The sequence below is a fragment of the Porphyromonas asaccharolytica DSM 20707 genome (assembly GCF_000212375.1).
GTDB lineage: Bacteria > Bacteroidota > Bacteroidia > Bacteroidales > Porphyromonadaceae > Porphyromonas > Porphyromonas asaccharolytica.
The window spans coordinates 520,489-534,587 of record NC_015501.1; the positions used below are offsets into that span (position 1 = coordinate 520,489).

10 protein-coding genes are annotated in these 14,099 nt (G+C 52.9%); 6 read left to right on the forward strand and 4 right to left on the reverse strand.

Annotation, left to right across the window (positions count from 1 at the left end):
* Positions 1–169: 169 nt before the first annotated feature.
* Positions 170–2,317 carry a leucine-rich repeat domain-containing protein gene (locus PORAS_RS02110; RefSeq protein WP_013759998.1) on the reverse strand — a complete coding sequence of 716 codons (2,148 nt, stop codon included), beginning with the start codon at positions 2,315–2,317 and terminating at the stop codon, positions 170–172.
* Positions 2,318–2,786: 469 nt separating this feature from the next.
* Here PORAS_RS02110 and gmd point away from each other — a divergent pair, with 469 nt between their 5' ends.
* The 4 genes from gmd to tsaE are packed head-to-tail and all read left to right on the forward strand — an operon-like array spanning position 2,787 to position 6,953.
* Positions 2,787–3,863 (forward strand): GDP-mannose 4,6-dehydratase, encoded by a 1,077-nt coding sequence (gmd, locus tag PORAS_RS02115; protein ID WP_013759999.1) that lies wholly within the window; start codon positions 2,787–2,789, stop codon positions 3,861–3,863.
* Positions 3,860–4,942 (forward strand): GDP-L-fucose synthase family protein, encoded by a 1,083-nt coding sequence (locus tag PORAS_RS02120; RefSeq protein WP_013760000.1) that lies wholly within the window; start codon positions 3,860–3,862, stop codon positions 4,940–4,942. The genes gmd and PORAS_RS02120 overlap by 4 nt, the downstream gene beginning before the upstream one ends.
* A gap of 27 nt (positions 4,943–4,969) precedes the next feature.
* Positions 4,970–6,514 carry a T9SS response regulator signal transducer PorX gene (gene porX / locus PORAS_RS02125; protein WP_013760001.1) on the forward strand — a complete coding sequence of 515 codons (1,545 nt, stop codon included), beginning with the start codon at positions 4,970–4,972 and terminating at the stop codon, positions 6,512–6,514.
* A 13-nt stretch (positions 6,515–6,527) separates the two neighbouring features.
* The gene (gene tsaE / locus PORAS_RS02130; protein ID WP_013760002.1) at positions 6,528–6,953 is read left to right on the forward strand and encodes a tRNA (adenosine(37)-N6)-threonylcarbamoyltransferase complex ATPase subunit type 1 TsaE; all 426 of its coding nucleotides are present in this window, start codon (positions 6,528–6,530) and stop codon (positions 6,951–6,953) included.
* A 119-nt stretch (positions 6,954–7,072) separates the two neighbouring features.
* Here the strand turns inward: tsaE and PORAS_RS02135 are convergent, their stop codons facing one another.
* The 3 genes from PORAS_RS02135 to PORAS_RS02150 form a co-directional block, all read right to left on the reverse strand.
* Positions 7,073–8,896 (reverse strand): leucine-rich repeat domain-containing protein, encoded by a 1,824-nt coding sequence (locus PORAS_RS02135; RefSeq protein ID WP_013760003.1) that lies wholly within the window; start codon positions 8,894–8,896, stop codon positions 7,073–7,075.
* A 567-nt stretch (positions 8,897–9,463) separates the two neighbouring features.
* Positions 9,464–9,637, reverse strand: a complete 174-nt coding sequence (locus PORAS_RS02145; RefSeq protein WP_013760005.1) for a hypothetical protein — start codon at positions 9,635–9,637, stop codon at positions 9,464–9,466.
* A gap of 64 nt (positions 9,638–9,701) precedes the next feature.
* Positions 9,702–12,416: a TonB-dependent receptor gene (locus PORAS_RS02150; RefSeq protein WP_013760006.1), complete on the reverse strand. Its 2,715-nt coding sequence runs from the start codon at positions 12,414–12,416 to the stop codon at positions 9,702–9,704.
* Positions 12,417–12,696: 280 nt separating this feature from the next.
* On the opposite strand from PORAS_RS02150, the gene PORAS_RS02155 reads away from it, so the two are divergent.
* Positions 12,697–13,212 carry a CD225/dispanin family protein gene (locus tag PORAS_RS02155; RefSeq protein WP_013760007.1) on the forward strand — a complete coding sequence of 172 codons (516 nt, stop codon included), beginning with the start codon at positions 12,697–12,699 and terminating at the stop codon, positions 13,210–13,212.
* Between the two features lie 103 nt (positions 13,213–13,315).
* Positions 13,316–13,870, forward strand: coding sequence for a CD225/dispanin family protein (locus PORAS_RS02160; RefSeq protein ID WP_004331927.1), 555 nt, complete (start codon positions 13,316–13,318; stop codon positions 13,868–13,870).
* The last annotated feature ends 229 nt before the right edge of the window (positions 13,871–14,099 follow it).

A 14,099-nucleotide genomic window follows, 5' to 3' on the forward strand; every position in this document is an offset into this window, starting at 1 on the left:
TGATTCATATCGCTAAGGTACGAAATTAGAGATTAGAAGTTAGAGACTAGAAGTTTTTCTATCAGCACTAGCTAACAGCTAGTTTAGCTTCTTATGAGTAAGAGCAAAGGAGACTGCCACGTGTGTGACAGCCTCCTTTGTTGTGTTTAGGCGTTATGTGTAACCTCCTTTATAGGATGTACTTCACCGTGTGGCGTACGTTGTCGACAGTCACGATGATGAGATAGCAGCCAGGGGCTACACCCTCGATAGATAGCGTGGCGCCCTCTGTGCGAGCGATGCAGGCACCCTCCATGGTGTAGAGAGCAGCCTCCTGAGCACCATTGATGTGGAGTGTGGCAGCACCTCTTGTGATCTGGAGAGCCGGCTTGGTAACCTCTGCTACAGATGTGTCATGCTCGATTGTCGTCTTGCCTGTGGTGAGCTTGAGCTTAGGCGCGATGATGTTTGTGATCTGGCAGTGGTATACACCATTGTCGCTGTCACTATAGCTGGCGATGGTGTAGGTTGCTTCGTTTGCACCTGCGATTGCCTTGCCATCCTTGTACCACTGGTATTTATTGGGGATGAAGGATGCTGCTCCTTGCTTCCAGTTATCAGGGTCTTCGAGCGTTGCGTCTAGTGTTACGCTTTTGCCATTGCCTAGCTCCATGGTTTTATCCTCTGTGGTCGGTTTCTGTGGGGCATAGACGAGCGTCTTGTCTGCATCTGAGCCAATCTCTAGAGCACCCTGGAAGTTGCTAAAGTCCGCAAAGACGAACTTGTTACCATGGATGATGGCACTCTCGCCTGTAAAGCCTAGTAGCACACCGTAGTCAGACTTGCTAGGCTCTGGGAGGATCGGCCCTGAGAAGTTGTTGTTTGAGATGTCTACACGGACTAGCATACGCTCGGGGTTGGTAAATAGTGTACCGATGCCTCCCGAGAACTGGTTGTCGTTGAGCTCGATCTGCACGAGGTGGTTAAAGTTATCGTACGTGAAGTATCCGGTCGGATTGCCAGACATCTTATTGTGCGAGATCCAGATACGTACTAGGTTAGAGCTGTTGGTGATCTGGCTAGAGAGCTCGCCTGTTAGCTCATTGTGCGAGAAGTCTAGATTTTGCAGCTCGGGCAGTCCATCGGTTCCTCCCTTAGTAGAGGGGAATAGGCTGGCTGGTATCTCGCCTGTGAGCTGACACTTAGCCATTCTGAGGTCCTTGAGCATGGAGAGCTTTGAGAGCCACTCTGGTATTTCACCACCTATAGGATTGTTCGTAAGGTTGATGAGCGTTAGATTCGTTAGGTTGGCTAGGCTAGCTGGCAGCGGACCCGTGAACTGACAGTCGCCAAAGGCTAGAATCGTCATCTTGGTTAGCTTACCAATGCTCTCAGGGATGACCCCGCTCATCTTAGAGCCGGTGAGAAAAAACTGGCTCATATTGGTTAGGTCACCAATATTTGAGGGGATCTCACCCTTGATGGAGGTCATCTGGAGGGAGATAGCCTCTAGAGTGGTCAGCTGAGTCAGCGAAGCGGGGAAGTTGCCTCCGAGCTGAGGGTTCTGCTCGAAGACAAAGTGCTTGAGCTTCGTGCAGGCTGTCCAGTCTTGAGGTATATCACCTGAGAGGTCATTCATGTGGAGGTAGAGATACTCTAGGTTTGGACACTTTGTCAAGGTCTCGGGGACACTGCCCGTGAGCTTGTTGTCCTGGAGTCCTAAGAAGTTCAACTTAGGCATGTTCATATCACTCGGCAGAGATCCTGTCAGGGCATTGTTTGCCATAGAGAAGGACTCCATGGCTGGCAGATCTACTTTCTTGGGGAACTCTTGCGTCAGTGTGCGAGTCTCTCCGACATTCTGCAAGTCAGCGACGAAGGTCTTTAGCTTCTTCATAGTAAAGAGCTCATCGGGGAACTTGGTGATCTGATTCGAGTAGCACATGAAGGTTTCTAGCTCAGTCAGATCAGCGATAGAGGCTGGCACCTCGCCCTTAGCCCAGAGACGATCTATCTTGAGCCCCACGACGTGACCGTTTTGGATCGTGACGCCACTCCAGGTCTCAGGATCGGCAGTTAGATCCCAGCGCTTGTAAGAAGGCTTCCAGTTAGCCCCATCGAGACTGTTGTAGATGTCGATGAGTGCTTGCTTCTCATCGGCGGGAATGCTAGACTCACCCGTTATGGAGGCATCATCAGCTCTGAGCGCTTGTAGCTCTGGCTGATGGAGCGACAGCTTGACCAGCTCAGCATTCTGAGCTTGCAGGCCTAGCGAGCAGAGTGCGATAGCACAGCTAGCTATACAGACCTTGCGTAATTGCGTAATTGTTTGGATCATATTGGTTTGTGTTAGTGTGGAGAATCTCTTAAAGCATCGAGGTACGCACGCATACCTACCGCAGGCGAAGATACAAAAAAGGATGTATTAACGATCACCTCTGGTCGCCCTGGACTCGTCTAGTCACTCTCCACGTGGAAAATCGAAAATCTCCACGTGGAAAATCGAAAATCTCCACGTGGAAACAGAAAATTTTCCACGTGGGGACGAAATGAAACTTCGGAGGAATCAAATGAAACTTCGGAGGAATCGTTTCGCCTCCACGTGGAAAATAAAAAATATCCACCTGGAAAATCGAAAATCCCTACCGAGGAAAGCGACTGAAGGTCGGCTATGGGCTGTTAGCTATTGACTAGAGTCACTAGAGCTACTAGCACCACTAGAGTGACTAGTGCCTCTCTAACCTCTCATTTCTAACTTCTAATCTCTAATTTCGTACCTTTGGGATTAAATCGATATCGTGACATCTATGTCTAGACCTATAGCTCTCATCACAGGCATCACGGGGCAAGACGGCTCTTACCTCGCTGAGCTGCTTCTATCCAAGGGATACGAGGTGCATGGCACACTGCGCCGCGCCTCTTACTTCAACACCGCTCGCATCGAGCATCTATACCTTGACGACTGGGTGCGTGATCAAGGGCAGAGACGCAAGATAGAGCTTCACTGGGCCGACATGACGGACAGTTCGTCGCTCATACGCATCATTCAAGAGGTGCGCCCCACGGAGATTTACAATCTAGCGGCTCAGAGCCATGTCAAGGTCTCCTTTGACGTGCCAGAGTACACAGGCGATGTGACCGCCATCGGCACCCTCAGACTACTCGAGGCGGTACGCATCCTAGGCATGAGCCAGGCGGTACGCATCTACCAAGCCTCCACGAGTGAGCTATATGGTCACGTGGCGGAGACTCCGCAAAATGAGCTGACGCCCTTCCGCCCCTGCTCGCCCTACGCCTGCGCTAAGCTCTACGCCTACTGGATCATTCGCAACTACCGGGAGAGCTACGGTATGTTTGCGGTCAACGGGATCCTCTTTAACCATGAGAGTGAGCGACGGGGCGAGAACTTCGTCACCCGCAAGATCACAATGGCAGCAGCACGCATTAAGCTGGGACTGCAGGACAAGCTTTACCTGGGCAATCTCAATGCACTCCGTGACTGGGGCTATGCGCCTGACTATGTCTACTGTATGTGGCTGATGCTGCAAAACGAGAAGCCCGAGGACTTTGTCATCGCCACAGGCGAACAGCACTCGGTGCGGGAGTTTGCCACGCTTGCTTTCCACTATGTAGGCATTGACTTAGAGTGGCGAGGTGAAGGGCTTCACGAGGAGGGTGTGGATCGTGCCACGGGGCGCGTACTGGTCGCTGTGGACGAGAGCTTCTTCCGTCCCGCTGAGGTAGAGACGCTCCTAGGCGATCCAACGAAGGCACGTCAACACCTAGGGTGGAACCCACGGATGACACCTTTCGAGGAACTAGTCAAACGTATGGTCGAGAGCGATCTAGAGCTATTTGCACAAGAAGAGCGTAAGAAGCTATGAGACAATTGAAACCTGAGAGCCGCATCTATGTGGCTGGACATCGAGGCTTAGTAGGATCGGCAATCCTTCGCCAACTGCAGGCACGGGGCTACCAACAGCTGATCACCCGCACCCATCAAGAGCTAGACTTACTGGACGCAGTGGCGGTAGAGCGCTTCATGCGTGAGGAGCGACCTGACTACATATTTCTCGCAGCAGCGCATGTGGGCGGGATTATGGCCAATCAGACCTATCGTGCCGACTTTATCATGAACAATCTGGGGATACAGCAAAACGTCCTCACCTCTGCGCTGCACAATGGTGTCGAGGGACTGCTCTTCCTCGGTAGTAGCTGCATTTATCCTCGGCTTGCGCCTCAGCCGATGCGTGAGGATGCGCTGCTCACCTCCCCACTGGAGTACACCAACGAGCCGTACGCTATCGCCAAGATCGCAGGGATGAAGATGTGCGAGAGTATGAATCTTCAGTACGGCACGAACTATCTCTCGGTCATGCCGACCAATCTATATGGTTATGGAGACAACTTTGACCTAGTTAATAGTCATGTCCTGCCCGCTATGATCCGTAAGCTACACCTAGCGGGAGCGTTGCTTCGTAGCGACCTGGCAGCACTACGACGGGACGTGGCGCAGCGTCCGCTGGAGGGTTTAACAGAGCAGAGTAGTCTGGCAGAGTTCACGGCAGAGCTAGCACGCTACGGCATCACGCCCACCAGTTTGCAGTTATGGGGCACCGGGTCGGCACTGCGTGAGTTTATGTGGAGCGACGACCTAGCGGAGGCTTGCATAACCATTGCCGAGCGGGTGTCGTTCGCTGAGTTATACCCCGCTGGTGAGCAAGAGATCCGTAACACGCACATCAACATCGGCTCTGGCGAAGAGGTCTCCATCCGTACGCTCGCCACGCTCGTCGCTGAGGCGACGCACTACGAGGGGCGCATTGAGTGGGACGGCACGAAGCCCGACGGCACACCGCGTAAGCTCCTCGACCTGACACGTCTCACCTCCCTCGGCTACACCGCCACCACGCCCCTTGCCGTCGGCATCCCCCAGCTCTACGACTGGTACTGCCAGCACTAACTTTTCCACACAATAAGCTACGCATCTATGTCCGCAATACAGATACTTTGGGTCGATGACGAGATAGATCTTCTGAGACCGCACATCATATTCCTCGAGCAGCACGGCTATCAGGTTACCCCCTGCGTGAGTGGCGCCGATGCCCTCGACTTGCTGCAAGAGCAGGCGTACGACTTAGTTTTCCTCGATGAGCAGATGCCAGGCTTATCGGGACTAGAGACGCTCGCACGCATCGCACCACTCTACCCCTACCTCCCCGTCGTCATGGTCACCAAGAGCGAGGAGGAGCACCTGATGAATGAAGCGATCAGCCGTCAGATAGCCGACTACCTCATCAAGCCGGTCAATCCCCACCAACTCCTCCTCTCGCTCAAGAAAGTACTGCATCGAGAGCAGATCGTCACCGAGGCTACCCAGCAAAACTACATACAAGCCTTCCGTGAATTATCCCTACGAATCAATAGTGCTAGCACCATCGACGAGTGGATGGCTATCTATAAGGAGATCTCTAAGTGGGTCATGCAGGTAGACAACTACCTCCCCGATATGGCGGAGACGCTGCAGTCGCAGCGCGATGAGGCAAATAGACTTTTCGCCAAGTATATCATCAAGGAGTACGAGGGGTGGATACAAAATCCTAAGAGCGCCCCCACGATGAGCCACACGCTGATGCGTGACAAGGTCTTCCCGATGCTAGATCGTGGCGAGCATATCTTCCTAATCCTCATCGACAACTTCCGCTGGGACCAGTGGCTCGCCGTGCAGGAGATGCTGAGCGGACTCTTCACCTTCGACGACGGTATGTACACCGCCATCCTACCCACAGCCACACAGTATGCACGCAATGCGATCTTCTCAGGACTTATGCCCCTAGAGATTGCGAAAACCTTTCCCGAGCTATGGGTCGATGAGGAGAGCGAAGAGGGCAAAAATCTCAACGAAGAGCCTATGATCGCAAGCCTTCTCAAGCGTTACCGCAAGCCTTACAGCTTCGCCTACCGCAAGGTCTACGAGACTTCCTTTGGCGAGCGACTCCTCGCTCAGCTCAACGAGCTAGAGGACAATCAGCTCAATGTCATCGTCCTCAACTTCGTCGATATGCTATCGCACGCTCGTACCGAGAGCAAGATGATCCGCGAGCTAGCCAGCAGCGAGGCCGCTTACCGCTCCCTGACGCAAAGCTGGTTCCGCCACTCGACCACCTATCGGCTCTTCGAGCAGATCGCTCAGATGGGCGCCAAGATCATATTAACGACCGACCATGGCACCGTTCGCGTTCGCAAGCCGGTCAAGATCGTCGGCAATCGCAACACTTCGACCAATCTACGCTATAAGCTAGGGCAAAGTCTCACCTTCGATGCCAAGGAGGCTTATGCACCTCGCAAACCTAAAGATATAGGTCTTCCAGTCAGCCATCTGACAGACGGATACGTCTTCTGCTACGAGCAGAACTTCTTCGCCTATCCCAACAACTATAACTACTACGTCAATTACTACCGTGACACGCTCCAGCACGGGGGTATCTCTATGGAGGAGATGCTCGTGCCTTGTATCACGCTCACGCCTCGTTAATACCATTAACTATATGCGTCTCACACTACAATCCCTTGCCGACCTCCCACGCATAGCCCAGGAGGTACACACACGACTAGCCGACTACCCCGTCATCGCCCTTCAGGGGGATCTAGGAGCGGGCAAGACGACACTCGTTCACCAGCTGTGCCGTCTCGATGGTGCCAGCGAAGAGGAGGTGGTCAATAGCCCCACCTTTGCCATTGTCAACGTCTATACGACTCAGTCCGACGACACCATCTATCATATAGACTGCTATCGTCTGGAGAACCTAGCCGATGCCGACCAGATAGGACTAGCCGAGTATATCCGCTCAGGTGCTCGCTGCTATATCGAGTGGCCCGACGTCATCGCTCCCCTACTCCCCGAGGACACCGCCGTCATCCACATCGAGGCGCAGCCCGACGGCTCCCGCCTCCTGACCCTCCTCACCGAGTAAACTTAATTCCGCAAACAACGATGATGTAGGGACGCAACACATCGGTGCATTCCTACATCATCGTTACACATTGGATTATTTCTTACCCCATTTGGTTCATAGGGAAAAAAGGTCATCGACTATTCCTTGACGAAGACTTTGCGAGTTTCGCCATTGCTCATCTCGATGATATTGATACCTTCGCAAGGTTCGGATAGTTGCTTTCCTGAGATATCAAATCGTCGTATCTCCACAGGCTCAGTCTCTGTGCCGAGCGAAACGATCGTATTGGCATCGTCCCCCTTCTCGCAGATGTTTTTGAAGAGTCGCCACTGACTATGCTCTCTGTAGCGATCCTTAGTGCCGCTGGGCACGTAGAGCGTTGCTGCTGTATAGATAGGCGCATCCTCTTCAGTCTCGAAGGCTTCCGTGTCGCTCGGATCAGTGATATGAGACTCGATAGAGGTCAGCGCCGTGCATCCAGAGAAAGCAAATGAGCCTATCTCAGACGTAGTACTGGGTATGGAGAGCGAGGTCATCGCTGCACACATAAAGAATGCAGAAGTACCTATGGAGGTAACCCCCTCAGGTATGACGATAGAGGTCAGAGAGGAGCACTCTTGAAAAGCGTACTGACCGACACGCTGCAAGCTCGCTGGCAGAGAGAGCGAGGAGAGCGCCGTACACCCAGCACAGAGGTAGTCGCTCACACTGGTAAGTCCCTCTGGCAGGACAAGTTTTTGTAGCTGAGAGCAACCATAGAATGCTCCATCGTCAAGATGGCCCATCTCCTCTGCCAGAGGAACCTCTGTGAGAGATGTACAGCTGAGGAAGGCATACTTACCTAGATTGCGTAGTCCACCCTCTGCATGAATGCTTTGTAGTGCCGTACACCCTGAGAAAGCATAGTCGTACAGTTGCTCTAAGCTACTAGGTAGATTGACCGTTTTGAGTGCCGTACAGTCTAGAAAAGCACTCTCACCGATGCGCTGCACACCCTCAGAGGCCGTTACTTCCGTTAGTGCTGCACATCCAGAGAATGCTCCTTGTGAGACCTCTGTGAGCGTCCCTGGTATGAGGATTTTGGCAAGAGATGTACAATCCTTAAAGGAGTAGATCCCGACATGACTCAATCCTTGAGGCAAGGCCAGCTCTTCGAGTGCTGCACAGCCATACAAGGCATAATCACCTATCTTCGTCACAGACGAGGGTAAGGCCAGAGCAGTGAGGGCAGTACACCCAGCGAACATATAGTCGCCTATCTCCGTAAGCCCCTCGCCTAGGGTCACTGAGGTCAGGCTACCACAGGTAGCACACAGATTGCCCCCGAGATAAGACACGCTCCCAGGTATAGAAATATCTGTCAGATAGATACACTTGCTAAATGCTCCTTCGCATATACTGTCGACCCCTTCGGCTATGGCGACAGACTGGAGGCTGAAGCACTTGGCAAAGGCAGCCTCTCCGATCGTCTCCACGCTCCCTGGCACCGAGACACTCTTCAGTGCGGCACAATCATAGAAGGCATACTCGCCTATACGCCCCACCCCCTCAGTAAGAGTGACAGTCTGTAGATTTTCACAGCAAGAGAATGCGTGCCCCCCGATCATCTCCACGCTCTCTGGGATATCTATCTCAGAGAGTCCGACACAATCTCTAAAAGCATCGACCCCTATCTGCTTAAGCCCCACAGGGAGCGTGACCGCTTTGAGCTTAGAGCAGCCATAAAAAGCTTCATAGTCGATAGCCGTCACCGTGTATGCGTCCCCCTCGTGTGATACCGTAGCCGGGATGACAACCGATCCAGTATAACCTTCAGAGTTTTTCACCACAGAGACGGTATGCTCAGTCGCTGAGTTCACCTCATAAGCGATGCCATCTAGATTGAAAGTTTGTGCACTCAACCCTATCGAAGAGATGAGACAGAGGCTCCACAAAGTCTTTTTGATGTAATGATCTTTCATGCCTTTAGTATGTTTATTGAGCAGTATTTCTTGATGAGGTCTTCAATACTTGCGCATCTATTCATACGAAGAGAAGAGCATCGTATGGGAGAGGATACCAATTGTTTGGCTTCTACCTTTTCTTGATAGAAGGCATATGCTGTGAGCTTGCCATGAACGACTGTGCTAAGGTAATAAAGCTGTTGTTATAGCTTCCCGTGGTACACACTCCATTGTCAAGTGCAACACACCTACAAATATAGGTAAAAGATCTCAACGAGTGCTTTAGCAGCAAGTTTTTGCAAAAGTGCGACGTGTACCCGTTTTGCCGTTTTCGGGTACATATCGAGTGTGACATGTACCCGTTTTGCCCTTTTCGGGTACATATCGAGTGTGACGTGTACCCGTCTTGTCGTTTTCGGGTACATATCGAGTGTGACGTGTACCCGTTTTGCCGTTTTCGGGGACATATCGAGTTACAAAATATTGCTTCCGTAGAGACACGCATTGAGCAGATATACAGCAAGGCGGGCTAGACGCTATGGTCTAGCCCGCCTTGTCAGTTATTGCTATTTAGTGGCTAGCAGATCATCTGTGATAGACATTGACCTCGGTGATCACACCCTCAGGAGTGATGTAGACGTACTCCTCACGGGCACCTCTCTGCTCTATCTCGAAGCGGTAGTAAGAGCCCTGAGGCATCTCGATGAAGTCGATATCGTCAATGCGTCCATTGGGATACTTCTGCCGGAGCGCTTGCATGACGACGGCAGGTACGCTTCTCTGAGCAACCCTTCAAGAGCTATCTGTCAGCCTGCGGGTTCATCTAGAGTCGGAAGCGGTAGATCAAGTGCAGCATGGCGTAGCGGCCGAGACTGTTGGACCAGGTGTCGCTAATCTCCGTAGCGGTGACCTGACGCCAGATGCTCTGCTGCTCGTTGAGTAGGTCATACACCTTGATGCGTAGGGTCGCTGCTTGATCCTTCAGGAAAGAGTAAGAAAGCCCAGCGCTCCACAGTACGGAGGCGACGTTGTAAGGCTCTTGGTATCCGATCCCTTGTGTGTAGATCGCCTCGCTCTCCACCTTGAAGCCTAGTGGGAGCGTCACCGACGCATCGCCTCCAGCACTCCAGTCGTAAGTGTGTGGCGAAGTGGCGATCTGTAGACTTTGGCTGCCGTAGTGGTATCTGAGTCCTCCCTTAGCGCGTAGGTAGAGCCAACTGTTTGAATAGGCTAAAGAGAGGTTCGGAGACAGCGTCCATGAGTGCGCCCCATTGGTCACACCATTGATGCGTCCTAGGCGGTAGTTGTACGCCGAGCCGAGCGAGACCGCCAGCGACAGCGACTTCGTAAAGAGGGGCGTGGTAAAGGAGCCGTTAGCATGCACCATATACTCTCCCCCATCGGCATTGATGTAGGTGATCTGTCGGCGCTGCGTCTTGGCATCGACCGTCTGATCGCTGATCACAGCGTGGTGGGTATAAGCACCGAAGAAGCGTAGATTGATCGCTTGGCTCGTACTGGGGATGAAGGTGCGAAACATACCAAACAGCTGATGCTGGTAGCTGGGACGTAGATCTGGATTACCTACGATCGACTCCCGCAGATTGGTCGCATCGGGGAGACTATACATCTGTCCTGCAGAAGGCATCTCTGAGCGTCCCCAATAGCCTAGGCGAAGCATCGTTTGCTTGCTAGGCGTGTAGCGAAAGTTGAGTGAAGGCGCCCATATCGTCTCTCGGCGCACGAGAGGCTCTTGGCTAGCTAGTTGCAACTGCTCCGTAGTCATCCAGGTAGGGCGGATACGTAGTCCTACGGTCAGGTCGAGCAGTTTGTTGGCCACCTTGAGGTCTACACCTCCACTTAGCGAGCTGAGGCGGGTCTTCATCTTCGTATCCATCGTGGCATCTAGCTGTGTCCAGACACCCGTAGCGTCAGGCAGCTTGTAGTCACGCTCACTACTCCGTATGCGGTCGCTCCACTCTAGTTGCGCTTGTAGTGAGAGCAGCTCTGTGAGTGGCTCCACGTAGCCCGTGCGTATGCGGTAGTTGAAGGTCTGATCGCGATCCTCCAGGAGCGTCTGCTGTGACTGATCCCCCTCGACCGAGTGAAGCGTCGAGTGGCTCTCGGTGCTAGCGTTGCCACCGAGGAAGCCTCCGTTGAGTTGTAGGCTGAGAGTACGTCCCTCGTCATTGAGCTTGTGCCCTAGGAGGAGCATGTTGAAGAGGCGTAGCCCACTATGCTCCCGAAGGTTCTCCTGACTGCCTCGATGCAGCTCGTTATCCTCGCTATCCGTAGTGCGATAGTTACGCTCCTCCTGATCTATGCCCCAACTGTAATGTACCGCAGGGCGGTAGATCAGCTCCGTGCGGTCCGTCGCTTGCCACTTGATAAAAGCATCGCCCCCTAGATTGTGTCCACGTCTGAGAGCCTCGGATGTCTCATTGGTAAATGTACTGGGGCTGTCAGGCAAGAGGTTCTCCGTCTCGGTGCGTGTCGAGAGATCGTTTTGGGTATATCCATAGCGTGCATTCGCATTGATCTCCAGCCGATCATTAGGTGTGTAAGTCTCATTAGCAGCGATCTGTGCAGAGGTGGTTATACCTTGATTTCCGAAGCCACCACCACGTCTACCGCCGCCACGCCCCCATCCACCAGAGCCACCGCCTAGGTCCAGGTCAGAGAGTCCCTGCCCGTTTGTATTGTTACTGCCAGCGATGAGCGTCGTCTGGTGCCGCTTGGAGAAGTAGTTGAGCATCCCGCTAAGCTCATAGCGGTGGTCCAAGCCATAACCCGCCAGAGCGTGTCCGAAAGTACCTTGACGCATATCAGGCTTCGTGCGTATGTTGAGTACGGTCTGCTCCTCATCGTCGTCAAAGCCCGTGACGCGCGCCTCGTCGCTCTGCTGGTTTAGCACCTCCAGCTGATTGACCACGGAGGCTGGCAGATTACGCATAGCGACCTTCGTATCCCCGCTAAAGAACTCCTTGCCGTCGAGCATAATCTTCGCCACCTGCTGCCCACCGATGGTGATCTGACCATTCTCATCAATCTCCGCTCCTGGAAGACGCTTGACCAGCTCCTCGAGCATAGCACCTTGCGGCACCTTGTAGGCATCAGCGTTGAAGGCGATCGTATCGCCTCGTACCGTCATGTCGGTTGCTTTACCCTCTACGACCACCACCTCGAGCAGATGCTCATCCTCCTTGAGCTGTATGACTCCTAAGTTTAGCCCAGCCGTGATCGTCAGGTTGTCCTGGTAGTTCTGATAGCCTATGTAGGAGACCTCTAGGGAGAGCTGCTCCTGAGGCACTTGAGCTATCGCAAAGCGCCCCTTGCTATCGCTCGTACCGCCCGCCACGAGCTGCTTATCGCCTGAGGGTGTGAGCCGATAGAATGCCACGTTGGCACCCACCAGAGGAGCCTCGGCGCCGTCCCGTACGGCACCTCGTACGGTCGTGACCACTTGGGCAGGTAATGTAAAGTATAAGACGTGCAGTATCAGGAGTAGGCAGAGACTCCGTAAAGGTATCTGTCGCATAGTGTGTCGTATGTGTGTGTCTCCGTCTTAGAGGAGCTAAACTGTCGAAAGATTAAACGGAGCCGTATCAAAGAGCCGATCCGAGACATCGCTTCTAGAGCCAACGTTCCCTTGTCGTATCGAAGAATTGCTGCTCTCCAGGTGGGGACTCCCAAGTCTCCTCATAGAGTTCAGCTCCTTCTGACAATCGCAGCTTCGTTACTCGTAAGCGTTGCGGTGCTTGAGTAGACTCTTCGTTTACAAACATTCAGTACCTTTGGTTGTATAGTAGACTAATCTCATGAAGCAATACTACATCATTCGCAATAATCAGCCAGCTGGACCCTATACGATAGAGGAGCTTGCTGCGATGGGGATCAAACCCGACACGATAGTCTGGGCTGAGGATATAGCTGACTGGATACCCGCTTATCAGGTGAACGAGCTTAACTCGCTCTTTGCTTCCACCACTGCACAGACGCCTCCTCCTTATCAAGTGCCATATCGTCAGGCGACTGAAGCTCCTCGCTACGACACTACGGGTCCGGAGGCTCGACCATCAGTCCGTCCTCCTATGCCACCGACCTATCTCGTCTGGAGTATCCTCGTGACCATCTTTCTTTCTCGCATCATAGGTATCATTGCGATTGTCTACTCTATACAGGTCTCCTCTCGCTACTACGCTGGTAACTATGAGGGTGCCGCCTATGCTAGTCGTCAAGCTCGCCTGTGGGTTAGAGTTCCAGCCTACATCTTTCTAGTGATGCTCCTGGCATTTCTCATTGGAGGTCTACTTGGATGGATCATTAACAGATGAATCAATGGGGCGGGACGCATGGTGACGCAGTCACCTCTTTCATCTGTTTGCTAGCAACTCCGAAAGTGCTACCTTTGTAGTGCAACAAACAAATCAATCTTCGATGAAGCAATACTATATCATTCGCAATGACCAGCAAGCTGGTCCCTACACCCTAGAGGAGCTGGCCGCGATGGAGATCACGCCTGACACGGTTGTCTGGACGGAGGGTATGACCGACTGGGCTCCTGCCCGTGAGGTGAGCGAGCTGAACTCGCTCTTTACAAGGAGCGCACAGACACCGCCTAGCTACAATGCGCCTAGCTATGGAGCCCCAGCAGCGCCGCAGTATCACAGAGAGCCGCAGTACAGTCGTCCCCCGCAGTACAACACGCCAGCCGAGCAGCCTCCTATGCCACCGACTTATCTCGCATGGAGCATCGCTGTGACGATCCTCTGCTGCCTCATCGGCGGTATCGTGGCGATCGTTTACTCTTCGCAAGTCTCCTCTCGCTATATCGCAGGTGACTACCAGGGCGCTGAATATGCTAGCCGTCAGGCTCGTATATGGATCATCGTCTCCGCCTGTGTTGGCTTTGCTGTGGGCATAGCTTACACTGTTTGGGCTATCTTTTTTAGCACATCACTGGCAGCTTTTTCTGGAGGGTACAATATCTAGAAGCCCCTATATAATTGAGATCAGGTCGTGGAGTCTACTACTCTGCGACCTGATCTCTTTTTAATCAGAGGGGTTCAAGGGGGAAATCTCTCGCAAATGTGTCGAAATCTTGTGCCAAAAGATACGTTTCTCAACTAAGCGGCGGACAATTTTGACTTAGTTGCGATCTATGGTACAACTTCGCACTAATTAACCCTTTATTCGATGACGGTTGCTTACATTTGCACGC